The organism is Salinicola sp. CR57 (genome assembly GCF_003206585.1).
GTDB lineage: Bacteria > Pseudomonadota > Gammaproteobacteria > Pseudomonadales > Halomonadaceae > Salinicola > Salinicola lusitanus.
Map to the genome: position 1 here is coordinate 840,855 of NZ_PZJL01000001.1, position 26,104 is coordinate 866,958.

General features: G+C 64.7%; 24 protein-coding genes. 9 read left to right on the forward strand and 15 right to left on the reverse strand.

Translation table 11 applies throughout. The features are described 5' to 3' along the window. Window positions 1-74 precede the first annotated feature (74 nt). The 5 genes from DOM56_RS03820 (at window position 75) to pnp (ending at window position 7,251) form a co-directional block, all read left to right on the forward strand. A complete protein-coding gene (locus DOM56_RS03820) occupies window positions 75-1,019 on the forward strand; it encodes a tripartite tricarboxylate transporter substrate binding protein (RefSeq protein ID WP_157958151.1) in 945 nt (314 codons plus the stop codon). A gap of 107 nt (window positions 1,020-1,126) precedes the next feature. Continuing rightward, window positions 1,127-1,627 carry a tripartite tricarboxylate transporter TctB family protein gene (locus DOM56_RS03825; RefSeq protein WP_110707530.1) on the forward strand — a complete coding sequence of 167 codons (501 nt, stop codon included), beginning with the start codon at window positions 1,127-1,129 and terminating at the stop codon, window positions 1,625-1,627. A 34-nt stretch (window positions 1,628-1,661) separates the two neighbouring features. Then, window positions 1,662-3,170 (forward strand): tripartite tricarboxylate transporter permease, encoded by a 1,509-nt coding sequence (locus DOM56_RS03830; protein WP_110707531.1) that lies wholly within the window; start codon window positions 1,662-1,664, stop codon window positions 3,168-3,170. Window positions 3,171-3,325: 155 nt separating this feature from the next. Beyond that, window positions 3,326-4,903 (forward strand): aldehyde dehydrogenase (NADP(+)), encoded by a 1,578-nt coding sequence (locus tag DOM56_RS03835; RefSeq protein ID WP_110707532.1) that lies wholly within the window; start codon window positions 3,326-3,328, stop codon window positions 4,901-4,903. 218 nt (window positions 4,904-5,121) lie between these two features. After that, on the forward strand, window positions 5,122-7,251 hold the full coding sequence (gene pnp / locus DOM56_RS03840; RefSeq protein ID WP_157958152.1) for a polyribonucleotide nucleotidyltransferase: 2,130 nt from the start codon (window positions 5,122-5,124) through the stop codon (window positions 7,249-7,251). A 65-nt stretch (window positions 7,252-7,316) separates the two neighbouring features. On the opposite strand, the gene DOM56_RS03845 is transcribed toward pnp, so the two are convergent. The 9 genes from DOM56_RS03845 to dksA all read right to left on the reverse strand — a co-directional run bounded on the left by DOM56_RS03845 (window position 7,317) and on the right by dksA (window position 16,216). Further along, window positions 7,317-8,342: an acyltransferase gene (locus tag DOM56_RS03845; protein ID WP_110707533.1), complete on the reverse strand. Its 1,026-nt coding sequence runs from the start codon at window positions 8,340-8,342 to the stop codon at window positions 7,317-7,319. Between the two features lie 163 nt (window positions 8,343-8,505). Beyond that, a complete protein-coding gene (gene coaA / locus DOM56_RS03850) occupies window positions 8,506-9,462 on the reverse strand; it encodes a type I pantothenate kinase (RefSeq protein WP_162302627.1) in 957 nt (318 codons plus the stop codon). A gap of 49 nt (window positions 9,463-9,511) precedes the next feature. Continuing rightward, a complete protein-coding gene (locus DOM56_RS03855; protein WP_110707535.1) occupies window positions 9,512-10,000 on the reverse strand; it encodes a GNAT family N-acetyltransferase in 489 nt (162 codons plus the stop codon). A 1-nt stretch (window position 10,001) separates the two neighbouring features. Further along, window positions 10,002-10,871 carry a pantoate--beta-alanine ligase gene (panC, locus tag DOM56_RS03860; protein ID WP_110707536.1) on the reverse strand — a complete coding sequence of 290 codons (870 nt, stop codon included), beginning with the start codon at window positions 10,869-10,871 and terminating at the stop codon, window positions 10,002-10,004. Continuing rightward, complete coding sequence (panB, locus tag DOM56_RS03865) at window positions 10,871-11,662, reverse strand: 3-methyl-2-oxobutanoate hydroxymethyltransferase (RefSeq protein ID WP_110707537.1); 792 nt, start codon at window positions 11,660-11,662, stop codon at window positions 10,871-10,873. Before panB ends, panC begins: the two co-directional genes overlap by 1 nt. Window positions 11,663-11,836: 174 nt before the next feature. After that, entirely contained in the window at window positions 11,837-12,334 is a 498-nt protein-coding gene (gene folK, locus DOM56_RS03870; protein WP_110707538.1) for a 2-amino-4-hydroxy-6-hydroxymethyldihydropteridine diphosphokinase, read from the reverse strand. Beyond that, a complete protein-coding gene (gene pcnB / locus DOM56_RS03875; RefSeq protein ID WP_110707539.1) occupies window positions 12,327-13,757 on the reverse strand; it encodes a polynucleotide adenylyltransferase PcnB in 1,431 nt (476 codons plus the stop codon). The genes folK and pcnB overlap by 8 nt, the downstream gene beginning before the upstream one ends. Window positions 13,758-14,762: 1,005 nt before the next feature. Beyond that, window positions 14,763-15,665 carry a tRNA glutamyl-Q(34) synthetase GluQRS gene (gene gluQRS / locus DOM56_RS03880; protein WP_110707540.1) on the reverse strand — a complete coding sequence of 301 codons (903 nt, stop codon included), beginning with the start codon at window positions 15,663-15,665 and terminating at the stop codon, window positions 14,763-14,765. A 113-nt stretch (window positions 15,666-15,778) separates the two neighbouring features. After that, window positions 15,779-16,216, reverse strand: a complete 438-nt coding sequence (dksA, locus tag DOM56_RS03885; protein WP_110601320.1) for an RNA polymerase-binding protein DksA — start codon at window positions 16,214-16,216, stop codon at window positions 15,779-15,781. A gap of 263 nt (window positions 16,217-16,479) precedes the next feature. Here dksA and sfsA point away from each other — a divergent pair, with 263 nt between their 5' ends. Next, on the forward strand, window positions 16,480-17,235 hold the full coding sequence (sfsA, locus tag DOM56_RS03890) for a DNA/RNA nuclease SfsA (RefSeq protein ID WP_110707541.1): 756 nt from the start codon (window positions 16,480-16,482) through the stop codon (window positions 17,233-17,235). Here sfsA and metW read toward each other — a convergent pair. The 5 genes from metW to DOM56_RS03915 form a co-directional block, all read right to left on the reverse strand. Next, window positions 17,232-17,828, reverse strand: a complete 597-nt coding sequence (metW, locus tag DOM56_RS03895) for a methionine biosynthesis protein MetW (protein ID WP_110707542.1) — start codon at window positions 17,826-17,828, stop codon at window positions 17,232-17,234. The genes sfsA and metW overlap by 4 nt on opposite strands. Then, window positions 17,828-18,985 (reverse strand): homoserine O-acetyltransferase, encoded by a 1,158-nt coding sequence (locus DOM56_RS03900; RefSeq protein WP_110707543.1) that lies wholly within the window; start codon window positions 18,983-18,985, stop codon window positions 17,828-17,830. Before DOM56_RS03900 ends, metW begins: the two co-directional genes overlap by 1 nt. Window positions 18,986-19,136: 151 nt before the next feature. Next, window positions 19,137-19,727, reverse strand: coding sequence for a YggT family protein (locus tag DOM56_RS03905; RefSeq protein WP_110601313.1), 591 nt, complete (start codon window positions 19,725-19,727; stop codon window positions 19,137-19,139). A 33-nt stretch (window positions 19,728-19,760) separates the two neighbouring features. Further along, window positions 19,761-20,600: a pyrroline-5-carboxylate reductase gene (gene proC, locus DOM56_RS03910; RefSeq protein WP_110707544.1), complete on the reverse strand. Its 840-nt coding sequence runs from the start codon at window positions 20,598-20,600 to the stop codon at window positions 19,761-19,763. A 40-nt stretch (window positions 20,601-20,640) separates the two neighbouring features. After that, entirely contained in the window at window positions 20,641-21,351 is a 711-nt protein-coding gene (locus DOM56_RS03915; protein ID WP_110707545.1) for a YggS family pyridoxal phosphate-dependent enzyme, read from the reverse strand. A gap of 40 nt (window positions 21,352-21,391) precedes the next feature. Here DOM56_RS03915 and DOM56_RS03920 point away from each other — a divergent pair, with 40 nt between their 5' ends. Further along, a complete protein-coding gene (locus tag DOM56_RS03920) occupies window positions 21,392-22,426 on the forward strand; it encodes a type IV pilus twitching motility protein PilT (RefSeq protein WP_110707546.1) in 1,035 nt (344 codons plus the stop codon). Between the two features lie 34 nt (window positions 22,427-22,460). Then, a complete protein-coding gene (locus DOM56_RS03925) occupies window positions 22,461-23,594 on the forward strand; it encodes a PilT/PilU family type 4a pilus ATPase (RefSeq protein ID WP_110707547.1) in 1,134 nt (377 codons plus the stop codon). A 16-nt stretch (window positions 23,595-23,610) separates the two neighbouring features. On the opposite strand, the gene DOM56_RS03930 is transcribed toward DOM56_RS03925, so the two are convergent. Next, the gene (locus tag DOM56_RS03930; protein WP_110707548.1) at window positions 23,611-24,726 is read right to left on the reverse strand and encodes an anhydro-N-acetylmuramic acid kinase; all 1,116 of its coding nucleotides are present in this window, start codon (window positions 24,724-24,726) and stop codon (window positions 23,611-23,613) included. 99 nt (window positions 24,727-24,825) lie between these two features. On the opposite strand from DOM56_RS03930, the gene tyrS reads away from it, so the two are divergent. Further along, window positions 24,826-26,025: a tyrosine--tRNA ligase gene (gene tyrS, locus DOM56_RS03935; protein WP_110707549.1), complete on the forward strand. Its 1,200-nt coding sequence runs from the start codon at window positions 24,826-24,828 to the stop codon at window positions 26,023-26,025. Window positions 26,026-26,104: the final 79 nt, after the last annotated feature.

The window sequence follows — 26,104 nt, forward strand, 5'->3', positions numbered from 1 at the left end:
CCGGGCTGGGCCCCTCTTGCATGCTCGAAAGCGCGAAAGACAAGACATCCATAAAAGAACCGAAGGAGCCGATAGTGAAAAAGCTACTCAGTACGCTGACGTTGGCCGCCGCGATGGTGGTTGGCGGGCCGGCGCTCGCCGATGACTATCCCACCAAGAGCATCGACATGATCGTGCCGTTTTCCGCGGGTGGCGGTAACGATACCTTCGTGCGCGCCTTGCAGCCGCTGCTGGAGAAGCAGCTCGGCGAGGATCTGGTCATCCGCAACATTCCCGGCGGCGGCGGTGCCGTGGGGATGTCCCGCGCGGTCGCCTCGAAGCCCGACGGCTACACCCTGCTGGCCGCCAGCAACGCCATGTTGACGCTGGAGGCAATGGGCAACGTTCCGTTCACTCACAATGACTTCGATTTCATCGCCAAGGTGATCGAGGAGCCTTACGTGATCGCGGTCGGCGGTGACAGCCAGTACGCCAATCTCGAGGATCTGGTGAACGCGGCCACTTCCGGCACCACCATCAAGGTAGGGGTTTCCGGCGTCGGTTCCTCCGCGCACATCGCCGCCGTGGCCATGGCCAACCGGACCGGTGCCGAGTTCAACATCATTCCCTACCCCGGGGGTTCCGAGGCGATCTCCGCCGCCATGGGCGGCCATGTCGATGCCGTCGTGCTGGGCGGCGCAGAGCTGCGCTCGGCGCTGCAGTCCGGCCGCTTGAAGGCGCTGGCGATGAGCTACGCCGAACGCAGCGATTCGCTGCCCGACGTGCCCACCTTCCAGGAACAGGGCTACGACCTGACGCTGACGGTATGGCGCGGTATCGCGGCGCCCAAGGGGCTGCCTGCCGATGTCGAGAAGCGCTGGGTCGATGCGATCAAGCAGATCGTCGCCGACGGCTCCTATGAGCAGACCGCCGAGAATCTCGGGACGCAGGTCTCTCCGCTCTACGGCGATGAGCTCGACGCGTTCATCGACCAGTCCGCAGAGGTGATGCGCGAAGCGGCCGGCGATCTGGCGAAGTAGCGCGCAGGGCCGGGCGGCGTGGCGCACTGGCGCGCGCTGCCCGGCCAGCCGACAGGGTCGCAAGACGACCGTCCCTCTTTCTGGTCGAGGCGCTGGAGTCTGAATCCATGGAACGTGATATCGGTAAGCCGATTTTCGATCTCCTGCTGTTGATTGCGTCGGCAGCGGCTTTCGCCGCTGCGATGGCGCTGCCGGACATCGAGATCGTCGGCGATCTCTCGCCGGCGTTCTTCCCCAAACTGATCTCGGCAATGATCTTTCTGTTCGCCATCCCCTGTCTCGTCAAGGATGTGCGCGAGTGGCGAGCCGCCGCGCCTACGGGCGGGTCTCGGCCCGCCAACCGACGCGGGGTCATGCAGTGGTTGTGGATCGTGGGCCTCACCGTCGTCTACATCCTGCTGTTCGAGCCTCTGGGCTACATACCCAGCACGGCGGTGTTCGCCTTCTGCTGCGTCATCGGCTTGCTGATCGCCAGCGGTGTCTGGGGCGAGCTGAACGCCTCGCAGCGGGTGAAATCGCTCGGCGGTGCGGCGATCTTCGCGATCGTGCTCGCGGTGGCGATCTACTACGTCTTCACCGATCTCTTCGAGATTCCGCTGCCGGACTGAGTGGCAGCGTCGGCAGCCGATTTAGGAGCAAGACATGATTTCCGGATATCTCGAGGGGCTGGGCATGGTGCTGCAGGTCGGCACGCTGCTGGCCATCGCCGGCGGCACCCTGCTCGGCATCATCATGGGCGCGCTGCCGGGGCTGACCTCGGCGATGGCCATCGCGCTGTTGCTGCCGGTGACCTTCGGCATGCCGCCGGTCATGGGCATCGGCATGCTGCTGGGTGCGCTGTGCGGGGCCGGTGCCAGCGGGTCGATCCCGGCCATCCTTCTCAATATCCCCGGCACGCCCTCGTCGGTGGCGACCACGTTCGACGGCTTTCCGATGGCCCAGAAGGGCGAGGCCGGCCGCGCGTTGGGGCTGGCGATCGTTGCCTCGTTCTTCGGCGGTGTCGCCAGCATGGTAATCCTCAGCCTGCTGGCTCCGCCGATCGCGGAGTTCGCGCTGCGCTTCGGCGCGGCGGAGTATTTTTCGCTGAGCATCTTCGGGCTGGTGATCATCGCCTCGGTTGCCGGCAAGTCGCTGTTGAAGGGGCTGATCGCCGGACTGATCGGCTTCTTCGCCTCGACCATCGGCACCGACCCCATCACCGGGGTGGGCCGCTTCACCTTCGACCAGCTCTCGTTGCTGACCGGGATCAACCTGCTGCCGGCGCTGATCGGGCTGTTTGCCGTTTCCCAGGTGCTCAAGGATGCCTTCGAGTACGATCCGCACCAGCGCCTAGAGGAGAGCAACCACCGTATCGATATCGCGCGGCCCCGTTTTCTGGAAACGCTGCGCCACTGGAAGGCGGTCGTGGCCGGCATCCTGTCCGGCTCCATCGTCGGGCCCATTCCCGGCGCCGGTGGCAGCATCGCTTCGCTGGTCGCTTACGACCAGACGAGGCGCTTTTCGAAATCTCCCGAGAAGTTCGGTACCGGCCACGCACCTGGGATCGTGTCGGTGGAGAGTGCCAACAACGCGCTGCTGGGTGGCGCACTGATACCGACGCTGGCGCTGGGCATTCCCGGCGAGGCGGCAACGGCCGTGCTGCTGGGCGGTCTGATGATCCAGGGCATCACCCCCGGTCCGCTGCTGTTCGATGACCAGAGCGGCACGGTCTACGGCATCTTCCTGGCCTATCTGGCCGCCAACGTCTTCATGCTGCTGATCATGTGTCTGGGCATCAAGCTGTTCATCCGGGTGCTGATGGTGCCGCGCAAGCAGTTGCTGGCGGCGATCCTGGTGTTCTGCTTCATCGGCGTGTACGGCGTCGACGGCGATGTATTCAACCTCTATCTGATGCTGGGCTTCGGGGTGCTGGGCTATTTCCTCAATCGCTATGACTTCGGCACGGCGCCGGTCATCCTGGGGCTGATCCTCGGACCGATCGCGGAGGCCAACCTGCGCCGCGGGCTGCAGGCGTTCCAGGGCGACTGGACGCCGTTCTTCACCCGGCCGATCAGTCTGACGTTCCTGGTGATCGCGGTGGGGCTGCTGGCACTGACGCTCTGGCAGAACTATCGTGGCAACCGTCGGAGCGAATCGAACGCATCCTCGTGACGGCCGTCCACCCGATGTGCATGGCGGCGGTGCGCGCCGGTAATCCCGGCACCAGCCCCGGGCTTGCCGAGCGGTGCGCCGCGGCGACCAAGGCAGGTTGAATCCGGCTCCGGCCGGAAGATGAATGAGTATCCACCCTCACTGCAGGAGGCAACATGAAACTGACAGGTGAAATGCTGATCGGCCAGCAGGCCGTCAAGGGCAGCCGTGACCCGATCCAGGCGATCAATCCGGCCACCAACGAGCGCCTCGAGCCGAGCTACCCCGGCGGCACTCAGACCGAGGTCGACCGTGCCTGCGAGCTGGCCTGGAGCGCCTTCGATAGCTACCGCGAAACCTCGCTCGAGGATCGCGCCAAGTTTCTGGAGACGATCGCCGACGAGATCGAAGCGATCGGCGACGATCTGATCGAGCGCGCCGTGGCCGAGTCCGGCCTGCCCCAGGCACGCATTCAGGGCGAGCGTGGCCGTACCTGCGGCCAGCTCCGGCTGTTCGCCAAGACCGTGCGGGCCGGCGAGTGGCTCGACGTGCGTGTCGACCCGGCGCTGCCGGATCGCCAGCCGCTGCCGCGGGTCGACCTGCGCCAGCGTCACATCGCGCTGGGCCCGGTGGTCGTCTTCGGTGCCAGCAACTTTCCGCTGGCGTTCTCCGTGGCCGGCGGCGATACCGCTTCCGCCCTGGCCGCCGGCTGCCCGGTCATCGTCAAGGCCCATGGCGCCCACCCCGGCACCAGCGAACTGGTGGGGCGTGCGATCCAGGCCGCGGTCAAGAAATGCGGCCTGCCGGAAGGTGTCTTCTCGCTGATGTACGGCTCCGGCCGTGAAGTGGGTACCGCGCTGGTCACCGACCCGCGCGTCAAGGCGGCGGGCTTCACCGGTTCGCGCAGCGGCGGCCTGGCGCTCTGGAAGGCGGCCCAGTCGCGTCCCGAGCCGATCCCGTTCTACGCCGAGATGAGCTCGATCAACCCGGTGTTCCCGCTGCCGGCGGCGCTGAAGGCGCGGGGCAAGGAGATGGGCAAGGCGTTCGTCGGCTCGCTCAACATGGGCGCCGGCCAGTTCTGCACCAATCCCGGGCTGGTGATCGCGCTCAAGGGGCCGGAGCTGGACGCCTTCGTCGAGGCGGCCAGCGAAGCGGTCCGGGGCAGCGCCGCCCAGACCATGCTCACGCCGGGCATCTTCGAGGCCTACGAGAATGGCGTCAGCACCCTGGCGGGGAGTGGCAAGGCGAAGGAAGTGGCGCGCGGTCAGAAGGGTGAAGGCCCCAACCAATGCCAGACCGGGCTGTTCGTGGCCTCGGCGCAGGACTTCCTGGGCAGCGATGCGCTGCAGCAGGAGGTGTTCGGCTCGACGTCGCTGGTGGTCGAGTGCGCCGATGCCGCCGAGCTCGAGCGGGTCGCCGAGCATCTGGAAGGCCAACTGACGGCGACGCTGCAGATGGACGACGCCGACTTGGAGGCCGCCCGCGCGCTGCTGCCGATCCTCGAGCGAAAGGCGGGCCGGGTGATGGTCAACGGCTGGCCGACCGGGGTGGAAGTGTGCGATGCCATGGTCCACGGCGGGCCGTTCCCGGCGACGTCGGATTCGCGCACCACCTCCGTGGGCACCGCGGCGATCTTCCGCTTCCTGCGTCCGGTCTGCTACCAGGATCTGCCGGATGCGCTGCTACCGGCAGCGGTCAAGCAGGCCAATCCGCTGAAGCTGCGACGCTTGGTCGACGGCAAGCGCGAAGCGTAAGCCGCCATCGCCGTGGCCGGGTCACCGCTCGGTGGCTCGGCAGTGCCAATCCCAGGACCCCCGCTCTCGAGCGGGGGTCCTGGCGTTTCGGACGGCCTCTCCTCGTGCCGACGGGGATGGGACCAAGGTCGCCCACCGGTAGCTCTATCCCGCTCGAAAGCCTAGAATGAGCGCCGAGTCAAACGACCCCAATGAATTCGACAAGTAAAGGAAAGCCCGTGAATCCGGTTCAGACCACGTTCCAGTACGGTTCGAGTACCGTCACCCTAGAAACCGGGCGCGTTGCGCGCCAAGCCACCGGCGCTGTGCTGGTTACCATGGACGACACCGTGGTGCTGTGCACCGTGGTCGGGCGCAAGGATCTCAAGCCCGGCCAGGACTTCTTCCCGCTCTCCGTGCACTACCAGGAGAAGACCTACTCCGTGGGCAAGATCCCGGGTGGCTTCTTCAAGCGCGAGGGCCGTCCGACCGAGAAGGAGACGCTGACGTCGCGTCTGATCGATCGTCCGATCCGTCCGCTGTTTCCGAAAGGTTTCATGAACGAAGTGCAGGTCATCTGCACCGTGCTCTCCGCCGACCGCAACCAGGATCCCGATATCGCCGCGATGATCGGCACTTCCGCCGCGCTGGCGATTTCCGGCCTGCCGTTCAGCGGTCCCATCGGGGCGGCGCGTGTCGGCTTCACCGAGTCGCGCGGCTACTTCCTCAACCCCACGGTGGAAGAGCTGGCCACCTCCGAGCTCAACATGGTGGTGGCGGGTACCGACAAGGCCGTGCTGATGGTCGAGTCCGAGGCCCAGGAGCTGACCGAGGACGAGATGCTGGGCGGCGTGCTCTACGCCCACCAGGAGATGCAGGTCGCGATCGACGCGATCAAGTCGCTGGTCGGCGAAGCGGGCAAGCCGAAGTGGGATTGGCAGCCGGCCGCCGCCAACGTGGCGCTCAAGGAAGCCGTCGCCGGCAGCTTCGAGTCCGCCGTGGGTGAAGCCTATCGCATCACCGACAAGATGGCGCGCCAGGATGCCCTGGCCGAGATTCGCGCCAAGGCGATCGAGCAACTGGCCGGCGGCGACGCGCCGCAGTTCAGCGCCGATGAAGTCGGCGGCGCCTTGGCCAGCCTCGAGAAGCACACCGTGCGGCGTCGTGTCATCGCCGGCGAGCCGCGTATCGATGGCCGTGATCACAAGACCGTGCGCCCGCTGGACATCAAGGTCGGCGTGCTGCCGCGTACCCACGGTTCGGCGCTGTTCACCCGTGGCGAAACCCAGGCCGTGGTCATCGCCACCCTGGGCACGCTGCGCGACGCCCAGTTGATCGAATCGCTGGAAGGCGAGCGCAAGGACCGCTTCCTGCTGCACTACAACTTCCCGCCGTACAGCGTCGGCGAGGCCGGTTTCATGGGCGGCCCCAAGCGTCGCGAGATCGGTCATGGCCGCCTGGCGCGACGCGGTATCCAGGCGATGCTGCCCAGCGAAGACGACTTTCCCTACACCATCCGCGTGGTGTCCGAGATCACCGAGTCCAACGGTTCCAGTTCGATGGCGTCCGTCTGTGGCTCCTCGCTGGCGCTGATGGATGCCGGCGTGCCGATCAAGGCGCCGGTGGCCGGTATCGCCATGGGCCTGGTCAAGGACGATGACGGTTTTGCCGTGCTGACCGATATCCTGGGCGACGAGGATCACCTCGGTGACATGGACTTCAAGGTGGCCGGTTCCGCCAATGGCGTGACCGCCCTGCAGATGGACATCAAGATCGAGGGCATCAACGAGGAGATCATGGAGACAGCGCTGCAGCAGGCGCACCAGGCTCGTATCGAGATCCTCGACAAGATGAACGCCGTGATCGCCGAGAGCCGCAACGAGGTCTCCGACCACGCCCCGGCGATGCAGACGATCAAGATCTCTCCGGACAAGATCCGCGACGTCATCGGCAAGGGCGGCGCGACGATTCGCGGCATCTGCGAGGAGACCGGCGCGTCGATCGACATCGACGATGACGGGACCGTTCGCATCTACGCCGAGGATCGTGCCGCGGCCAAGCGCGCCATCGACACCGTGCTCGGCATCACCGCCGAAGCCGAGATCGGCAAGCTCTATCGCGGCAAGGTGGTGCGTCTGGCCGACTTCGGGGCCTTCGTCAACTTCATGCCGGGTACCGACGGCCTGGTGCACATCTCCCAGATCGTGCCGGAGCGCGTCAACGACGTGAAGGAGTACCTGAGCGAAGGCCAGGAAGTGACGGTCAAGGTGCTCGACATCGACAACCGCAATCGCGTAAAGCTGTCGATCAAGGAGATCACCCCGGAAGAGAAGGCTGCCTTCGAGGCATCTCTCGTCACCGAAGAGTGATTCTTCGGCGGTAACCGCCAACGCCCGGTCTGCGTCATGCAGGCCGGGCGTTTTTCATGGGCGGCTCATGCCGCGGCGGCCAGGGGGCGCGGCACTGGCAGGAGGCGCTTGAGCTGGCGGGAGAGTTTCTTCTCCACGAACTCGTAGCTGAGCCAGGAGCAGAGCGCGATGACGGGCAGGCAGATCGCCAGCGCCAGGTAGGGAGGCAGGCCGAACTGCTCGGTCAGCACGTAGTTGCCCGACCACAGCACGATCACATGCAACAGGTAGGTGGAGTAGGACCAGTCGCCCATCGCCTTGAATACGCGGTTGTTGCCGATACGGGCTTCCATCCCGATGAAGGCGACCACCAGCAGCGCGCTCGGTAGTCCCCAGGCGAGGAACCGCAGCGCCCCGGACGGATCGTTGAAATGGAGAATCGTGGCGCTGCTGGCCAGCGCCAGCGCGATCGGCCACCAGCGTCCCTGAGGCATGCCGTAGCGTCTGTAGAGGGCGCCGATGCCCATACCCAGCAGGAATTCGAAGATGATCGGGTCGGTGTAGAAGTTGCTGATGAATGGCTGATGGGCAAACAGCGTGTTGATGACCACGATCGCCAGCACCACGCTCCACAGCCGCCATTCGCGCTTGAGCATCAGCGAGGCGGCGAAGACCACGTAGAACAGCATCTCGAAGTTCAGCGTCCAGCCCACCGGCAGGATCGGATAGTAGCCGTAGCCGGCGGGGTTCTCCGTGGGCAGGAAAAACAGCGACATGATCAGGCCCTTGAGACTCAGGCCGTAATCCGGCATGACGTTGCTGGTGAAGTAGATGATCGCGGCGGTGATCAGCGTGTAGAGCCAGTAGGCGGGGACGATCCGGACCAATCGGTGGAGCAGGAATTGCGGCATCGTCAGGCGCTTGCCACGGCTGGAGACGTAGATGATGAAGCCACTGATGACGAAGAAGATATCCACACCCACCTGACCGCGGGTGGAGAAAAGGTACTCGACCCAGTTATCCGCCTCGAAGCTGAAGAAGACCTGCATGAAGTGGTGGAAGACGACGATCCATGCCGCCAGGGCGCGTAACGCCTGTACAGAAATGAGCATCCCTAGGAGTCCTTGCCCGTAAGTCCAAGACGCCTCTTGAGAAGGGTGGATGCCGGAAAAGTTCGATGCTATTACCCAATATTACAAAACGCTGTTCTTATTTGCAGTGCGTCGCCCGGGTGTAGTAGCGCGTCATCGCCGGGCCACACGACGCGGTCATGATTCACAGCTTCCGCAGTGCCACCTGCTCCACCAAGTGATCGCGACCCTTGCGCAGGATGAGGTCGGCGCGGGGGCGCGTGGGCAGTATGTTCTCGCGCAGGTTGCGGCGATTGATGTCACGCCACAGCCCTTCGGCGATCTCGAGCGCCGCCGCCTCGTCGATCTGAGCATAGCGGTGGAAGAACGAATCGGCGTTCTGGAAGGCGGTCTGCCGCAGCAGCTTGAAGCGTTCCAGATACCAGTCGTGGATGTGAGCCTCCTCGGCGTCGATATAGATCGAGAAGTCGAAGAAGTCGGACACGAACGGCACCATCTTGCCGTCTTCCGGCAGGTCACGGACCTGCAGCACGTTGATGCCTTCGACGATCAGGATGTCGGGACGGTCGACGATCTGGTATTCGCTGTCGCGCACGTCGTAGGTCAGGTGCGAGTAGAGCGGGGCCTGGACATTGCGCGCGCCGGCCTTGATCCATGACAAAAAGCGCAGCAGGGCGCCGATATCGTAACTCTCCGGGAAGCCCTTGCGGGCCATCAGCGCCTTGTCGCGCAGCGTGGCGTTGGGATAGAGGAAGCCGTCGGTGGTGACCAGGTCGACCTTGGGGCTCGACGGCCAGCGCGCCAGCAGCTCCTTGAGGATGCGTGAGGTGGTCGATTTGCCCACTGCGACGGAGCCCGCGATGCCGATGATGAACGGGGTCTTCTGGGTGTCGTCGATGTCCAGGAAGCGTTTGCGCTGGGCGTAAAGCCGCTGGCTGGCTTCGACGTAGGAGGAGAGCAGGCGAGACAGTGACAGATAGATTCGGCGCACCTCGCCCAGGTCGATCGGGTCGTTGAGCGAGCGCAGTCGCTGCAACTCCTCCGCCGACAGGGTCTGCGGCGTATCGGCGCGAAATTCGGCCCACTGCTCGGCCGTGTAGAACTGATACGGGGAGAAGGGGTCCGGTCTCAATTGATTCATCGTATCTCTTTCACTGTCGAACCGCCGCGTGATCGTTACGCTGCAGGGGCTAGGGGAGGTCATTGTCGACATTCGCGGCAAATTGTCTCAGTTGCATGGGGCGAATGCCACGCGAATCGGCGCTGCCGCATTCGGTGAAACCCAGTCGCCGGTAGAGATCGACCGCCGCCCCGTTGTCGGAGAAGACATTGAGCGTGACGCGCTCGGCGCGACGCTGTCGGGCTTCGTCCAGCAGACGACGACACAGCGCTTCGCCAAGCCCCTGGCGTCTGCGCGATGGCGACACGATGATTCGGGCCAGGTGATAGTGGCGCTCGCCCTTGACGACGAGCTGACCGAAGGCGAGCGGCTCGCTGCCGGAGACCAGGCAGAACGAGAGCAGGCCGCCGCCGTCGATTTCCCGCCACAGCCTGGGGCCATCCGTCGGCCACGACAGCCCGGGGCCGGCCCAGTGCTCCAGCGCCTGCGCCGACCCGATCCATTCGGCGATGCGGACAAGGTCCGTCGGTAGCGCCGGGCGCCAGCGGGCATCAGCCATGTCAGTCGCCGGTCGCGGATGGTCGCGGCAAGGAGACGGCCAGGTTGTCGATCAGTCGCGTCGAGCCGAGATAGACCGCCCCCAGCAGGCGGCCTTCGGTATGTCGAGCGATATCGAACGGGGCCAGCGCGGGCCCGCGGATCTCGAGGTAGTCGAGCCGAAAGCCGGACGCCTGCAGCGCCTGCCTGGCCTGAGCCAGCGCGTCGTCGGGTGACTGGCCACCGGCCAGCGCCTCGCGGCAGCGCGACAGCTCCCGGTGGAAGGCGGGCGCCAGAGCCCGGTCGTCGGCACCGAGATAGCCGTTGCGCGACGACAGCGCGAGACCGTCCTCGGCGCGAACGGTCGGCACGCCGACGATCTCGATCGGGAAATGCAGGTCGGCTACCAGTTTGCGGATGACCGCCAACTGCTGGAAATCCTTTTCGCCGAAGCAGGCGATGTCCGGCTGCACCAGGTGAAACAGCAGCGAAACCACCGTAGCGACACCATCGAAGTGGCCGATGCGGGTGCCGCCGCAGAGCCCTTCGGAAACGTCTGGTACGTGGACCTGGGTCTGCGTCTCGAGTCCGCCGGGATAGAGCGTCTCGACGCCGGGAGCGAAGAGGAGATCGCAGCCATGCGCGGTCAGCTTGTCACTGTCGCTGTCGAGGGTGCGCGGATACTGGCCGAAATCCTCGCCGGCGCCGAACTGCAGCGGGTTGACGAACAGCGTGGCAACGACCACGTCGGCGAGCTCCCGGGCCCGATCGACCAGGGCCAGGTGGCCGGCGTGGAGATTGCCCATGGTCGGCACCAGGGCGATGCGCCGCCCGGCCATTCGGTGTGCCTGTAGGGCCTCACGCAGCGGCGCGATATCGTGCAGTGTCCGCATCAGAAACAGTGCTCCTCGGCCGGGAAGCGGCGGGACTTGACCGCTTCGTCATAAGCGCGGAACGCCGCCTCGATACTCTCCTGACCAGGCAGGAAATTCTTCACGAAACGTGGCACATAGCCACTGTTGAGCCCCAGCGTGTCGTGCATGACCAGGATCTGCCCATCCACGTCCGGACCGGCACCGATGCCGATGACGGGGGCGGCGACGGCGTCACGGACCGCCTTGCCCACGGCCCTGGGCACGCACTCGAGCAGGATGACGGCGGCGCCGGCCTCGACCAGTCGCTGGGCATCGTCGACGATGCGCTGGGCCGCATCGGCGGCCTTGCCTTGAACCTTGAAGCCGCCGAGCTGGTGGACGCTCTGCGGAGTCAACCCGAGATGGGCGCAGACCGGAACGCCACGGCGGGTGAGTTCTCGGATGCCGTCGGCCATCCAGGCTTCGCCTTCGATCTTGATCAGTTCGGCGCCGGCGCGCATCAGCTCACCCGCATCGCGCAAGAGTTGACCGATATCGGCGTTGCTCATGAACGGTAGGTCGACCATCAGCAGGCTTCGCTGCTTGCCCCGCGCCACGCAGGTGGTGTGATAGCGGATATCTTCCAGGGTGACCGGCAGGGTGCTGGTGTGTCCCTGCAGTACCATGCCCAGCGAATCGCCGACCAGCAGCACATCGATACCGGCGGCATCGGCGCAGCGCGCCAGCGTGGCATCATATGCGGTCAGACAGCTGAACGCCTCGCCGCGGGCCTTGCCGTCGCGCAGCGTGTCCAGGGTAACGCGCCTCATGCTCTCTCTCCCAATCGCGCCGGGCCCTGCTCGCACCGGCGTTGACGAAGGCTCCGTCCTGCGGCTTGCGACCAGGGCGCGAGCCCATTTCATCATGCCCGACAGGGCGATGCGGAGCAGAGTGTAGTGAGTTGCCCACCAGACGCAACAAGACGTTGGCGGCATGCCGATGGTTCACGCTGATAGGCGCTGCAGCGTCTGATCCTCCAGCCGGTTTGCCAGACACCCTGGTAGTTCGCCGTCGAGGGAGAGCGTTGGTGCGATTTCCGCCAGGGGTTCGAGCACGAAGCGGCGGTGAGTCATCTCCGGGTGGGGCAGAGTGAGACGAGGGGAGCGGCAATTGAGGCCCGCGAACCACAGGAGATCCAGATCCAGCGTGCGAGGTCCCCAGTGGCGATGCCGCACACGACGATGGCGCTGCTCGATCGCCTGGAGCTGGTCGAGCAGTGCCAGCGGCGAGAGCCGCGTACGAATGGCGACGACGGCGTTGACGAAGTCGGGTTGGTCCTGGGGGCCGACCGGCGCGCTGGCGTAGAGCGAGGAGACGGCAGCGCACTCGCTCACCGGTAGCGCTGCCAGCGCCGCCATTGCCCGCGCCAGTTGGTCACGGGGCGATGCCAGGTTACTGCCCAGACCGATATAGGCCAGGGCAAAGTGTCGATGGTCAGTCATCCAGCGTCGGCGGTGTCGGCTTGTTGGTCGGCCGCCGACGCTTGCGTGGACGGCGACGGCGCGGCTTGGGGCTGGTCCCCGCCGGATTGGCGCCGGCATCGTTGGCGAGTAGCTGACGCTGCCCCTCCTCATCCGCCTGCTGGAACTCGGTCCACCAGCTACCCAGGCCCGGGGTCAACTCGCCGGCCTCCTCGCGCAGCAGCAGGAAGTCGTAGGCGGCGCGGAAACGCGGATGTTCCAGTGTCTGGAAGACCCGACGGCCGCGGCGGCGCGGGAGTTGCTGCTGAAGGTCCCAGATCTCGCGCATCGGGATGCTGAACCGCTTGGGGATCGATGTATGTTGCAACTGTCGACTGATGACCTGCTGCGCCGCGGCCTGCTGAGCCGGGACTTCCGGCAGGTCCTGTTCGTGGGCGATGCGGGGAGTGCGTTGCTGAACGCAGGGCCACAGCAGGGCGCCAAACAGGAAGGCAGGCGTGACCGGCCGATCCTGGGCGATCCGCGCATCGGTATTGATCAGCGCCTGCTCGACCAGCTTGACGGCCCAGGGCTGCTCGTCGAGGACTTCGTCGCTCTCGGGCAACAGCATCGCGAACAGGCCGTGATCACGCAGCACCCGGAAGCTCTGCAGCGCGTGGCCGGAGAGAAACAGCTTGAGCACCTCCTCGAACAGCCTCGCCGGCGGGATCTGGAGCAGCAGCGGGGCCAGCTCGCGAATCGGTGCCTCGGTACCCTCGGCAATCCGGAAGTCGAGCTTGGCGGCGAAGCGTGCGGCGCGCAGCATGCGTACCGGATCCTCGCGATAGCGGGTCTCCGGATCGCCGATCAGGCGAAGCACGCGGTCTTCCAGGTCCTTGAGGCCGCCGGTCCAGTCATGAATGGCGAAGTCGGTCACGCTGTAGTAGAGCGCATTGACGGTGAAGTCGCGCCGGATCGCGTCCTCCTCGACGCTCCCCCAGACGTTGTCCCGCAGCAGCAGGCCCTCGTCCGACTGCTGGCTGTGATTGCCGGTGTGTTCCTCGCCATGCCGTCCGCGGAACGTCGTCACCTCGATCACTTCGCGCCCGAAGCGGACGTGGACGATCCGGAAGCGTCGGCCGATGATCCGGGAATTACGAAACAGCTGACGCACCTCGTCCGGCGTCGCATTGGTGGCGACATCGAAGTCCTTGGGCCGGTTCCCGAGCAGGGAGTCCCGGATGCAGCCACCGACCAGATAAGCGTCGTAACCCGCGCCATTGAGTCGATACAACACCTTGAGAGCGCTCTCGCTAAGGTTCTGGCGCGAGACGTTGTGTTCGTCGCGGGGAAGGACTTGCGGGGTGGGCGTGGCGTCTTCGGCCGCCTGAGCGGATTCCGGGCCGAAGAAGGTCTTCAAACGTTCACCGGGACGTTGGAGAAAACGGGAAAATCCTTTGAACATGCGGCGAAATCGACTCGCGAGGTAGCAAAACTCCAGTGTAGCGGAGGCCAGGGGGCTTGCAAAGGCAATGGCGGGATGAGGGGACGCAGAAGACAACGCACGGATCGAGTTGTGGCCGGAGGGGTGTGATCGTAGCGATATTCGCCGCCAGCTCAGCTTTCGGTCAAACGAACGAGGTCGATGGGAACCTTGAGGTGAGAATAGTAAAAGGGGAGACCCGGTGGGCCTCCCCTTGCAAGAATGCTTCGCAACGTCCATGCCGCTTCTTCTTGTTCGTGATGGCGCATCGCCTTGAATACGCACCACAGTCGCTGAACGAGCTTGCAGTCACTGGCTTGTCGTTATCAGCCATGCTGTGTGTAGCGACCACCTCGTATTCAAAACAATAATCCAACCACGACAGGCAATGCCCTTTCCCGGTTGTTGTCGTTGTTCCGGGAAGTCTCCAGATCACGAGGAAGCTTGTTGTTGTTGCCTCGTTGATGAAGAGCGTCGCGTCCTGATTTTGCGTCGGCTCGAGGACGATTGTTGTTGTTCGTGTCCTCGTTCGCTCTGGGCCTGTGTTGTTGTTATGGGCCGGTGGCGATCTGCCTTCCTAGTTTGAGTGCCGTGTTGTCGTTGTTGTCGGCAGTGGGGCCATTCCGATCCCTGTTGTTGTTGGGTTGGATCGGCACCCGCTGTTGTTTTTCTTGTCTTAGTTATTGCACTTACTGTGCCACTCCTTGTTTTTTTAAATAAAATCAGCTGCTTGTAATTTTCTCCCGAACGGCTCGCCCTATGGCCGCCGGCATGGGAGGGAACCGGATGATTCATAAGGGGGCATCTACAGCGCATCGTGCGTGATTGTGGTGCGTCCCTCTCTGCAATGGCGACAGGGTGGCGCAAAACGGCGCGAGTTTCGCTTAGACAATAGTCTTCAATCGAAGGGAGGGGCGGTCTCGGCGACATCGCAAGGCAGTCTCCATGTCAGGCGGAGGGCGACGGGAGGCCTTGCCGGCAAGGGCCTCAGCCTGGCTTTCGGCCCGGGGTGGCGACCATCGTTTCGGGGGACCAGTGCGCGAGGGCGTGCGCCAGCTGAGTGGTCACCTCCGCTTGGCGTAGCGCGGCCGGAGGCGCCAGTTCCAGCAGTTGCAGCGCCTGATGGAGCACGGGGCGAGCTGAAGTGACATCGTGGGGGATGGCGGCCGCGAGATTCTGTTTGGAGAGTTTCTGGCCATCCTCGCCGAGGACCAGCGGCAGATGCAGATAGCGTGGTTCAGGATAGTTCAGGGCGGCCTGCAGCTGTCGCTGCCACGGCGTATTGTCGAGCAGGTCGAAGCCGCGGACGACATCGGTAATGCCCTGTTCCGCATCGTCGACCACCACCGCGAGCTGATAGGCCCAGAGACCATCCTTGCGCTTGAGTACCACGTCGCCCTGGGCAGTCGGGTCCAGGCATTGGCTCCCGAACAGGCGGTCTTGCCAGTACACCGGCTGGATGCCCTTGTCGGTTCGCAGCCGCCATGCCTGGGCGCGTTCGGGGTGGCGCGAGCCATGGCGGCACCAGCCCGGGTAGTGGCCATGCTGCTGCCATTCGCGTCGCGAACAGCCGCAAGGGTAGGCCATCCGATCGGCGACCAGATGGTCCAGCGCGGCCTGATAGGCGGCTCCTCGGGCGCTCTGGTGGCGGATCTCCCCATCCCATTCCAGCCCGAACGCTTCCAACTGGCGATAAATCTGGTCGATGGCACCCGGAGGACAGCGTGGCGGGTCGATATCCTCGATGCGCAGCAGCCAGCGGCCGCCGGCTGCTCTGGCATCCAGCCAGCTACCCAGGGCCGCCACCAGGGAGCCCAGATGGAGCGGGCCGGAGGGCGTGGGCGCGAAACGGCCGATATAGCCCGAGGCAGGTAGCGGGGTGGTGGTCATGAGATGGCTCGTGACGTGGAAGATGGCAGCGCCGGATGACGCCAGGATAGCGCGCAACGCAAGACGGGCACCGATGAAGGTGCCCGTCGCGGTTCCCAGGTGACCGAAGTCATTCAGCCGCCGAGCTGTTTTTCCTTGAGTTCGGCCAGCGTCTTGCAGTCGACACAGAGCGTCGCCGTGGGGCGGGCTTCGAGGCGACGAATGCCGATCTCGACGCCGCAGGCCTCGCAGAAACCGTAGTCATCCTCGTCGATCTTCTCGATCGTTTCGTTGATCTTCTTGAGCAGCTTGCGCTCGCGATCGCGGGTGCGCAGTTCCAGGCTGAACCCCTCTTCCTGCGTGGCGCGATCCGCGGGGTCCGCGAAGTTGTTGGCCTCTTCCTGCAAGTGGCGAACCGTACGGTCGACCTCTTCCATCAGATCCTGTTTCCAGCCCAGAAGGATCTCACGGAAATGCGCAAGTTGTTTGTCATTCATATACTCTTCACCCGGCGCCGGCTGGTACGGGGTGAATTGACTGGGCGCTTCCGTTTTCTTTTCCGCTACTGGCATGGGGGCGGCCTCGTTACGCAAGTGTCGTGACGCGTGTGATCTGGCCGAGTATCGGCCGGGGCAGCGTCTGCCACTGCCCGAAGCCATGCTTATTTAGCGAAAAAGTTGCCGCTTTGCAACCGAATGGGCGCTTTATTTTTCTCACCCCCGGCTCGTGAAAGCCGGGGAATCGGGCTGGCATCCGCCGGGTTGGCGATGCCACGGCTATCGAGTTGCCGGACCGAATCTCTCCAGGCACTCGTCTTTGTGGATATTAGTACCTCATGCATTATCCCGTTCTTCTTCCTGGCACGCTGTTGAGACGCTACAAGCGCTTCCTGGCCGACATCGAACTCGAGGATGGCCGCGAGGTCGTGGCGCACTGTCCGAATACCGGCTCGATGCGCGCCGTCAACGTTCCCGGTTGCCGGGTCTGGGTATCGCCGAGCACCAATCCCGCCCGCAAGCTGTCCTGGACCTGGGAGCTGATCGAACTGCCCGACGGCAAGGGAGGCATCGATCTGGTGTCGGTGCACACCGGGCGTGCCAACGCGCTGGTCGAGGAGGCGCTGCGCGATGCTCTCGTACCCGAACTCGCCGGTTTCGCCGAGCTCAAGCGAGAGGTGAGCGTCGAGGGAGCCCGGCTCGATTTCCGCTTGAGAGCGGCGCAGGGGCGCGACACCTTCGTCGAGGTCAAGCAGGTGACGCTCAAGGAGAGCGACGGGCACGGCTATTTTCCCGATTCGGTCAGCGAGCGCGGACGCCGTCATCTCGAGGTGCTGGCCGAGCTGGTTGCTCGTGGCCACCGCGGGGTGCTGCTGTTCTGCGCGGCGCACACCGGTATCGACGACGTGACGCCCGCGGCGCATCTCGACCCCGCCTACGCACGCACGCTCCAGGCGGTCACCGAGCGTGGCGTCGAAGTGCTGGCCTACGGTTGCCGGGTGACGTGGGCGCAGGGACGGCCCGAGGCGGTGATACTGGATCGCCGCCTGGAGCTGAATCTCGAACGGCGCTGGCAAGCCGCCGAGTCGCGTTAGCGCCCACGTCGGACCCGGAAGATCGCCGTCTCGCCGAACAGGTTGGGCCAGAGCCTCGATGTCCAGTGTCCCTCGTGTTCGGCGCTGCCGACGGCCTCGTCGACGATGGTGACGCCCTTGTCGCGGCACAGGTTGGCGAAGTCCCGGAACGTCGACAGGTGGATGTTGGGGGTGTCGTACCAGGCGTGGGGGAGAGAGCGCGAAACCGGCATGCGACCACGGAATGTCAGATGCAGCCGGTGCTTCCAGTAGGCGAAGTTGGGGAAGGCGATGATGCACTCCGGGGCCACCCGCAGCATCTCGTCCAGCATGGCGTCGGGGCGGCGCAGGACCTGTAGCGCTTGGGTCATGATGACCAGGTCGCAGGCATCGTCCACGAAATTGCCCAGGCCGTCGTCCAGGTTCTGCTCGAGCACGTTGACGCCCTTGGTCAGGCACGCCGAGATGCCTTCCGGGTCGATCTCGAGGCCGTAGCCGGTGACGTTCTTGTGGCGTGCCAGCGCTGCCAGTAGCGTACCGTCGCCGCAACCCAGGTCGAGAATACGGGCGTCATCGGGTACCCAGCCGTAGATCAGTTCGAGATCCGCGCGCATCAGCTCGCCCCTCCGTTGAGTTGTGCATCGATGCGCCGCATGAAGCTGCCGAAGACCGATTCGTACTGGTCGTTGGGCAGCAGGAAGGCGTCGTGCCCGTGCGGGGAGTCGACGTTGACGTAGCTGACCGCCTTGCCGGCCCGCAGCAGGGCGTTGACCAGTTCCTGCGAGCGGGCCGGGGCGAAGCGCCAGTCGGTGGTGAAGCTGATGACCAGAAACGGACAGTCGGCCGGTGCCAGCGCGGCGGCCAGGTCGCCGTCGTGCTGTCCGGCGGGGTCGAAATAGTCCAGCGCCTTGGTCATCAGTAGATAGGTGTTGGCATCGAAGCGGGTCGAGAAGGTATCACCCTGGTGGCGCAGGTAGGACTCCACCTGGAACTCGACGTCGTAGCCGAAATTCAACTGGTCGCTGCGCAGGTCGCGGCCGAAGCGCGAGCCCATCGAGTGCTCGGACAGGTAGGTGATGTGACCGATCATCCGGGCCAGTTTCAGGCCCAGCTTGGGAATCGCACCGTGGTCGGCGTACCAGCCGTCGTGGAAATCGGGGTCCGAGCGGATCGCCTGGCGGGCGACTTCGTTGAAGGCGATGTTCTGCGCCGACAGGCGCGGGGTCGCGGCAATCACCGCCACGTTGGCGACGCGCTCCGGATAGGCGATCGTCCACTGCATCGCCTGCATGCCGCCGAGGCTGCCGCCCACCACGGCGGCGAAACGCTCGATGCCGAGCCGATCGGCCAGGCGCGCCTGGCTGTGAACCCAGTCCGCCACCGTCATGACCGGAAATGTCGGGCCCCACTGGCGGCCGGTCTGCGGATCGACGCTGGCGGGGCCGGTGCTGCCGTGGCAACCGCCGAGGTTGTTGAGCGAGACGACGAAGAACCGGTCGGTATCGATCACCTTGCCTGGGCCGATGTAGGCATCCCACCAGCCGGGCTTGAGCTCGTCGGCGGCGTGAAAGCCCGCCGCATGGTGATGACCGGACAGGGCGTGACAGATCAGGACCGCATTGCTGCGCTCGGCGTTGAGCGTGCCGTAGGTCTCGTAGACCAGCTCGAAGCTTTCGAGGGTCTTGCCGCAGGCCAGGGCCAGCGGAGACTCGAATGTGGCGGTCTGCGGTGTGACCAGCCCGACGGAGTCGGACGGAAAGGAAGCGGACATGAAACGGGATAGTCTCCAGGTTCAGCGAGGGCAGTTGGCCGATTCACATCGGTGAGTGCCCGGGCGCCGCCCGCCGCAGTTCGTCACCGGTCCACGACCTGTTGCTGGCGTGGACCGCCTTCGGGCCGGCGGCGGAGGCGGTCGGCGTGGCTCAGAAGCCGACCAGGGCGCCCGGCAGGCCGGCGGCACGGGCCAGTGACCCGACGACGACGCTATCGAGCAGATTGATGGCGATGAAGACCACGATCGGCGAGAGGTCGATCATGCCCAGCGGGGGTATCACGCGGCGCACCGGGGCCATGATCGGCTCGACGATCTGCATCACCAGCAGCGCCCCCGGATGACTGGCACGGGGCGCTACCCAGCTCAGGATGATCATGATGATCAGGGCGAAGAAGTAGATCTTGAGAATCGCGTTGAGCACGCCCGCGATACCCGCCAGCAGCAGGCCCTGCAGCGGTGGCATGCCGAAACCGGCAATCTGGAAGATGGCGGTGATCACGATCACCTTGAGCAGGAAGCCCACGAACAGCGTGGCGATGTCGATGCGCCCCACGGGCCGCAGGATCTTCTGGACCGGCGCGACCACCGGCTGGGTCGCCTTGACGATCCCCTGGCTCATCGGGTTGTAGTAGTCCGCCTGCGAGAATTGCAGCAAAAAGCGCAGCATCAGCACAAACAGGTAGATGTTGACCAGCGTGTTGACCAGCATCAGGCCGGCGCTTCCAAGATTACTGCCCATTATTTTCTCCTAATGGATTCCGTTCCTGCTCGTTCAGTTCCGACCCAGCTCGTTCGACAACTCACGGGCGCGGTCCGCGCAGGCGTGGGTCGCGCGGCTCACGATCTCGGCCAGACCCGCTTCTTCGAACGTCTTGATCGCGCGCTCGGTGGTGCCGTTGGGGGAGGTGACCCGCCGACGCAGCTCGGCGGGGTCGAACTCGCTCTCCCGCGCCATCTTGGCGGCGCCGAAGGCGGTCTGCAATGCCAGTCGGCGCGCACTCTCGGGCGATAGTCCCAGCGCGATACCGGCTGCCTCCAGCGACTCCATGAACAGGAAGAAGTAGGCCGGGCCGCTGCCGGAGATGGCGGTCACGGCCTCGATCTGGGCTTCCTCCTCCACCCACTCGACCAGCCCCACCGGTTCCAGCAGGTCGGTCGCGAGCTGGCGTTCGGCGTCGCTGACGCGGTCGTTGGCATAAAGTCCGCTGGCGCCTTCGCCGACCAGCGAGGGCGTATTGGGCATGCAGCGGATCACGGCGAGACCGCCCCCCAGCCAGGCGTCCAGCGTCGCGGCATCGAGGCCGGCCGCCACCGAAATGATCAGAGGCCGCCGGGACTGGACGCTATCCCGCAGCGACAGGCAGAGGTCGCGCATCATTTGCGGTTTGACGGCGAGGACGACGACGTCCGCTTCCCCGACCGCGGCCAGATTATCCTGCATCGTGCGAATGCCATAGCGCTGGCCGATGGTATCGCACGTTTCCTGACTGCGTGACGTGGCGACGATGGCATCGGCGGGATAGCCGCCTTCGAGCATCCCGCCGAAGATGGCGCTGGCCATGTTGCCGGCGCCGATGAAGACGATGCGGCTGGCGGTGGGCGAGTCGGTCATGACTGGGTCCTTGGGGTCGGTCAGAGAAGGAGCGATAGGGTCAGCTTCCGAGTGGCGGGCGGCTGCCGAAGATGGCGGTGCCCAGGCGAACGATGGTGGCCCCCTCCAGGACGGCGGCCTCCAGGTCGCCGCTCATGCCCATCGACAGGGTATCCAGAGGGGCTTCGGGAAAGCGGCGCTGCAGCTCGGCCAGCGCGGTGGCGACCTGGCGGAATGCGTGACGCTGCCGGTCTCGGTCGTCGCTGGGCGCCGGTAGCGCCATCAGGCCCCGCAGGCGGAGATTGGGAAGCGTCAGCAGCGACTCGGCGAGCACCGGCAGGTCGTCGATGTCGACCCCCGACTTGCTGGCTTCGCCGCTGACGTTGAGCTGCAGACAGATATCGATAGGGCCCAGCGCCGGCGGGCGCTGCTCGGAGAGCCGGCGAGCGATCTTCTCGCGATCGATGCCGTGCACCCAACTGAAATGCTCGGCGACGTCGCGGGTCTTGTTCGATTGTAGTGCACCGATGAAATGCCACTCGATGTCGTCGAGGTCGGCCAACGCCTGCTGCTTCTCCAGGGCTTCTTGCAGGTAGTTCTCGCCGAAGGCGCGTTGACCGGCGGCATAGGCCTGGCGCAGCATATTTGCTGGCTTGGTTTTGCTGACGGCAAGCAGGTGTGCGCTGTCTAGCGGCCGGCCGGCTGCGGAGAGCGCCGCATTGAGACGTTCGCGGGCGCTGGATAGGGACTCGGACACCGACGCTTCTGGCATACTGGATGGCGACCTTACGCAGGGGATCGAATAAAAACCCATGGATATTACCGAACTGCTGGCGTTCTCGGCAAAGCACGACGCTTCGGACCTGCACTTGTCGGCGGGGCTGCCGCCCATGATACGGGTCGATGGCGACATGCGTCGCCTCAATGTGCCCGCACTCGACGACAGTCAGGTGCGTCGACTGATCTACGATGTGATGAACGACCGTCAGCGCCGGGATTTCGAAGCCACGCTCGAGACCGACTTCTCGTTCGAAGTCACCGGCGTGTCTCGCTTCCGCGTCAATGTTTTCACGCAGGGACGCGGCGCCGGCGCGGTCTTTCGTACCATTCCCAGCAGCGTGCTGACGCTCGACGACCTCGGGTTGGGCGACGTCTTTCGGCGTCTCGCGATGTTGCCGCGAGGCCTGGTGCTGGTCACGGGGCCGACCGGCAGCGGCAAGTCGACGACGCTGGCGGCGATGATCGATTACGTCAACAGCAACCGTCAGGAGCACATCCTGACCATCGAGGATCCGATCGAATTCGTGCACGAGAGCAAGCGCTGCCTGATCAATCAGCGTGAAGTGCACCGCGATACCAAGGGCTTCGCCCCGGCCCTGCGCTCGGCCCTGCGCGAAGATCCCGACGTCATCCTGGTCGGTGAGCTCAGGGACCTGGAAACCATTCGGCTCGCCTTGACGGCCGCCGAGACTGGCCATCTGGTATTCGGCACCCTGCACACCACGTCGGCAGCCAAGACCATCGACCGCATCATCGATGTCTTTCCCGGTGACGAGAAGGGCATGGTGCGCTCGATGCTGTCCGAATCGCTGCAGGCGGTGATTTCGCAGACGCTGCTCAAGCGTGAGGCCGGTGGGCGTGTGGCGGCTCACGAAATTCTGGTGGCGACATCGGCGATTCGCAACCTGATACGGGAAGGCAAAGTTGCCCAGATGTACTCGGCGATTCAGACCGGCGGCAGCCTGGGGATGCAGACGCTGGACGCGGCGCTTTCCCAGTTGGTGGCCGACGGCGTGGTGACCCGTCAGGAAGCGCATGCCAAATCGCGCGCCGGACTCGACCAATGAGCTCGTACTTCGGATTCCGAAACCAGGACCTGAAATGACCCCCTCTCAATGGTTTGAGCAGCTTCTCGATATCATGCTGGCCAAGCAGGCTTCGGATCTGCTGATCTCTACCGGGGCGCCGCCCTGCCTGAAGCTGGATGGAAAACTGGTGGCCCTGGGCGATGTCCCCCTGCAGCCGGACCAGGTGCGCGAGCTGGTGGCCATCGCTTTGCCCCAGGGGCGGCAAGAGGCTTTCGAGGCGGATCACGAGGCCAATTTCGCCCTCAGCCTCAGCGGCAAGGGGCGCTTCCGTATCAGTGCCTTCTACCAGCGTAGCCAGCCGGCGATGGTCGTTCGCCGGATCGCGTTCGACATTCCCGACCTCGAATCTCTCGGCCTGCCGGAAGTGACGGCGACATTGGCCTCCATTCGGCGTGGACTGGTGCTGGTGGTGGGTGGGACCGGCAGCGGCAAGTCCACCACGCTGGCCTCGATGATCCAGCACCGCAATCGTACGGTTGGCGGTCATATCATCTGTATCGAAGACCCTATCGAATACATGCACCCGCACCAGCGCGGCATCATCAATCAGCGTGAAGTGGGGATCGATACCGAATCCTACGAGGTGGCGCTGAAGAATGCCCTGCGCCAGGCGCCGGATGTCATCATGATCGGCGAGATACGAAGCCGGGACACCATGGAGCTGGCGCTCAGCTTTGCTGAAACCGGACATCTCTGTCTGGCTACGCTGCACGCCAACAGCGCCGATCAGGCGGTCGAACGGATCCTCAGCCTGTTTCCGCCATCACGCCAGGAGCAGGTATGGATGGACCTGTCGCTCAATCTGCGTGCCGTGGTCGCTCAGCGATTGTTGCCGCGTCAGGATGGGGCCGGGCGGTGCGTGGCGACCGAGGTGTTGCTCAAGTCTCCTCTGATCAGCGAGCTGATCCGTCGTGGCGAGGTCGCCGAGTTGAAAGATCTGATGCGCCGCTCCCGGGAGCAGGGCATGCAGACCTTCGATCAGGCCCTTTACGAGCTGTTCCGACGAGGGGACATCAGCGAGAGTCTGGCGCTGGCGCATGCCGATTCGGCCAACGACCTGCGCATGCTGCTCAAGTATGGCGAACGCCGGGACGCCAGTGACAGCAGCGATGATGGCGCGAAGTTCTCGCTGGTCGACGATGAGTGAACGGACGCATCTTGGCTCAAGGCGCGTAGATGCCGCCAAGGATGCGAGGGCCGCTGGCGCCGGTCACCTCCGGCAGGTTGCCTGTCAGCCGGTGAATCCGACGCCACGCCAGCCAGGCGAAGGCGCCGGCTTCCAGCCAGTCGGCCGACCATCCGAAGTCATCGCAGCGGGTGATCGAGACCGCCGGTAGATTTGTCGCCAGACGCTTCATCAAGTGACGGTTGCGGGCACCGCCGCCGCAGACGATCAGATCCGTGTTGTCGGCAACGATGAAGTCGCGCGCGGCCCTTGCGACGCTGGCCGCGGTCAGCTCCGCCAGTGTCGCCTGGACATCGGCAGCCGCTTCATTCCCGCGCAGTCGCGCTTCCAGCCAGGCTAGGTGAAATTGCTCGCGTCCCGTGCTCTTGGGTGGCGGGGCGGCGAAGTATGGCTCCTCGAACAGGCGGGTCAGCAACGATTGATCGATGCTTCCACTGGCCGCCCAGCTTCCTGATTCGTCGATCGGCCCATGCCGGTGCCGGGCGTGCCAGGCGTCAAGCAGCAAATTTGCCGGGCCGGTATCGAAGCCGATGACCGGCAGCGATGAGGTCTCCGGGGGGAGCCGTGTCAGGTTGGCGATACCGCCCAGATTGAGAACCAGTCGAGTACGGACAGGATCGGAAAACAGGGCCTGATGGAATATCGGCGCCAGCGGCGCGGCCTGCCCGCCGGCCGCCATGTCCCGGCGGCGGAAGTCGGCAACCACCTGGCAACCGGTCAGCTCGGCCAGGCGGCTGGGATTGTCGAGCTGGTAAGTGAAGGGCGTTTCAGCGTAGGGGGCGTGCTCGATGGTCTGGCCGTGGCTGCCGATGGCGGTAATCGCCGAGGGCTCGAGGTCGTGGCGCTGCAGCAACTGGCGCACGGCTTCGGCCTGGTGGTCGCAGAAGGCGCTTTCGGTGGCGCCCAGCATGGCGAAGGAGACCTGGGACGCCTGGGTCAACTCGAGCAGCGCCGCTTTCAGCTCGGCACTCATGGGTAAGCACAGCGCGTCGATCAGACGCGGGCGCCGGGTGACGTCATCGACGATCTCGACGAGTGCGGCGTCGATTCCATCCAGGCTGGTGCCGGACATCAGGCCCACGAATAGCGTCATCTACTTTCTCCTGTCGCGGAGCGGTTCAACGGGTTCAAAAGAGTCGTGCTAAGATTGCCGCCTTTCAAGCTCGATAGCGTAGTAGTGGAGACGGATACGATGGCCCAGGTCGACGAAGCGCTGGCATTGATCAAGCGCGGTACGCAGGAGATTCTGATCGAAGACGAGCTGGTAAAAAAGCTCGAATCCGGTCGCAAGCTCCGGATCAAGGCAGGCTTCGATCCTACCGCTCCCGACCTGCACCTGGGGCACAGTGTCTTGCTGACCAAGATGCGCCAGTTCCAGGATCTTGGCCACGAGGTGATTTTCCTGATCGGGGACTTCACCGGCCGGATCGGTGATCCCACCGGCAAGAACGTCACCCGCAAGCCGCTCACCGAGGAAGAGGTCAAGGCCAACGCCCAGACCTATCGGGAGCAGGTCTTCAAGATCCTCGATCCCGACAAGACCGAAGTGCGATTCAATGCGGAGTGGTTCGGGGAGATGTCCGCCGCCGACATGATCGAGCTCTCCGGACAATCCACCGTGGCACGCATGCTCGAGCGCGATGACTTCGAGAAGCGTTACCGGGCGGGTCAGTCGATCTCGATTCACGAGTTTCTCTACCCGCTGGTGCAAGGCTACGACTCGGTTGCACTGAAGGCGGACATCGAGCTCGGCGGTACCGACCAGAAGTTCAACCTGCTGATGGGGCGCGAGATCCAGAAGCACTTCGGCCAGGAGCCGCAGGTCGTCATCACCATGCCGCTGCTCGAAGGGTTGGATGGCGTGCAGAAGATGTCCAAGTCGTTGAACAACTATATTGGTGTCGACGATGCCCCTGGCGTGATGTTCAACAAGATCGTGTCGATGCCGGACGGCCTGATGTGGCGCTACTTCGAGCTGCTGTCGCTGAAATCCAACGAAGAGATCGAGGCGATTCGGCGTGAGATCGAACAGGGGGCCAACCCGCGCGACATCAAGATGGCCTTGGCGAGAGAGTTGATCACGCGTTACCACGGGGCGGAAGCGGCGGCGAATGCGCACCGTTCGGCGGGCAACCAGCTCGCGGAAGGGGAGCTGCCGGAGGATCTGCCTGAAGTCGAGGTGGGCTTCGAGGGGGCGGCACAGGCGCCGATCGCGGCAGTGCTCAATCGAGCCGGGCTGGCCAACAACAGCGCACAGGCCAAGGACATGCTCAACAACGGCCGGGTGAAGGTCGACGGCGAAGTTGCGGCCAAGGACACCATGCTCGCCACCGGCAGGCACTATGTCATTCAGGCCGGCAAGAAGCGCTACGCCCGGGTCACGATCGGCTAGCCGATTTGCCAATCCCGCTGAAACGCCCGCCCCGCGCGGGCGTTTTGGTCTCTGGGGGTTGGTGGCGGGAGGGTGTGTC

Bases quoted from the DNA above. Each gene is read 5' to 3' on its own strand.
- DOM56_RS03825 (WP_110707530.1), top strand. From the start codon at position 1,127: ATGGAACGTGATATCGGTAAGCCGATTTTCGATCTCCTGCTGTTGATT.
- DOM56_RS03830 (WP_110707531.1), top strand. From the start codon at position 1,662: ATGATTTCCGGATATCTCGAGGGGCTGGGCATGGTGCTGCAGGTCGGC.
- DOM56_RS03835 (WP_110707532.1), top strand. From the start codon at position 3,326: ATGAAACTGACAGGTGAAATGCTGATCGGCCAGCAGGCCGTCAAGGGC.
- DOM56_RS03845 (WP_110707533.1), bottom strand. From the start codon at position 8,342: ATGCTCATTTCTGTACAGGCGTTACGCGCCCTGGCGGCATGGATCGTC.
- coaA (WP_162302627.1), bottom strand. From the start codon at position 9,462: ATGAATCAATTGAGACCGGACCCCTTCTCCCCGTATCAGTTCTACACG.
- DOM56_RS03855 (WP_110707535.1), bottom strand. From the start codon at position 10,000: ATGGCTGATGCCCGCTGGCGCCCGGCGCTACCGACGGACCTTGTCCGC.
- panC (WP_110707536.1), bottom strand. From the start codon at position 10,871: ATGCGGACACTGCACGATATCGCGCCGCTGCGTGAGGCCCTACAGGCA.
- panB (WP_110707537.1), bottom strand. From the start codon at position 11,662: ATGAGGCGCGTTACCCTGGACACGCTGCGCGACGGCAAGGCCCGCGGC.
- folK (WP_110707538.1), bottom strand. From the start codon at position 12,334: ATGACTGACCATCGACACTTTGCCCTGGCCTATATCGGTCTGGGCAGT.
- pcnB (WP_110707539.1), bottom strand. From the start codon at position 13,757: ATGTTCAAAGGATTTTCCCGTTTTCTCCAACGTCCCGGTGAACGTTTG.
- gluQRS (WP_110707540.1), bottom strand. From the start codon at position 15,665: ATGACCACCACCCCGCTACCTGCCTCGGGCTATATCGGCCGTTTCGCG.
- dksA (WP_110601320.1), bottom strand. From the start codon at position 16,216: ATGCCAGTAGCGGAAAAGAAAACGGAAGCGCCCAGTCAATTCACCCCG.
- sfsA (WP_110707541.1), top strand. From the start codon at position 16,480: ATGCATTATCCCGTTCTTCTTCCTGGCACGCTGTTGAGACGCTACAAG.
- metW (WP_110707542.1), bottom strand. From the start codon at position 17,828: ATGCGCGCGGATCTCGAACTGATCTACGGCTGGGTACCCGATGACGCC.
- DOM56_RS03900 (WP_110707543.1), bottom strand. From the start codon at position 18,985: ATGTCCGCTTCCTTTCCGTCCGACTCCGTCGGGCTGGTCACACCGCAG.
- DOM56_RS03905 (WP_110601313.1), bottom strand. From the start codon at position 19,727: ATGGGCAGTAATCTTGGAAGCGCCGGCCTGATGCTGGTCAACACGCTG.
- proC (WP_110707544.1), bottom strand. From the start codon at position 20,600: ATGACCGACTCGCCCACCGCCAGCCGCATCGTCTTCATCGGCGCCGGC.
- DOM56_RS03915 (WP_110707545.1), bottom strand. From the start codon at position 21,351: ATGCCAGAAGCGTCGGTGTCCGAGTCCCTATCCAGCGCCCGCGAACGT.
- DOM56_RS03920 (WP_110707546.1), top strand. From the start codon at position 21,392: ATGGATATTACCGAACTGCTGGCGTTCTCGGCAAAGCACGACGCTTCG.
- DOM56_RS03925 (WP_110707547.1), top strand. From the start codon at position 22,461: ATGACCCCCTCTCAATGGTTTGAGCAGCTTCTCGATATCATGCTGGCC.
- DOM56_RS03930 (WP_110707548.1), bottom strand. From the start codon at position 24,726: ATGACGCTATTCGTGGGCCTGATGTCCGGCACCAGCCTGGATGGAATC.
- tyrS (WP_110707549.1), top strand. From the start codon at position 24,826: ATGGCCCAGGTCGACGAAGCGCTGGCATTGATCAAGCGCGGTACGCAG.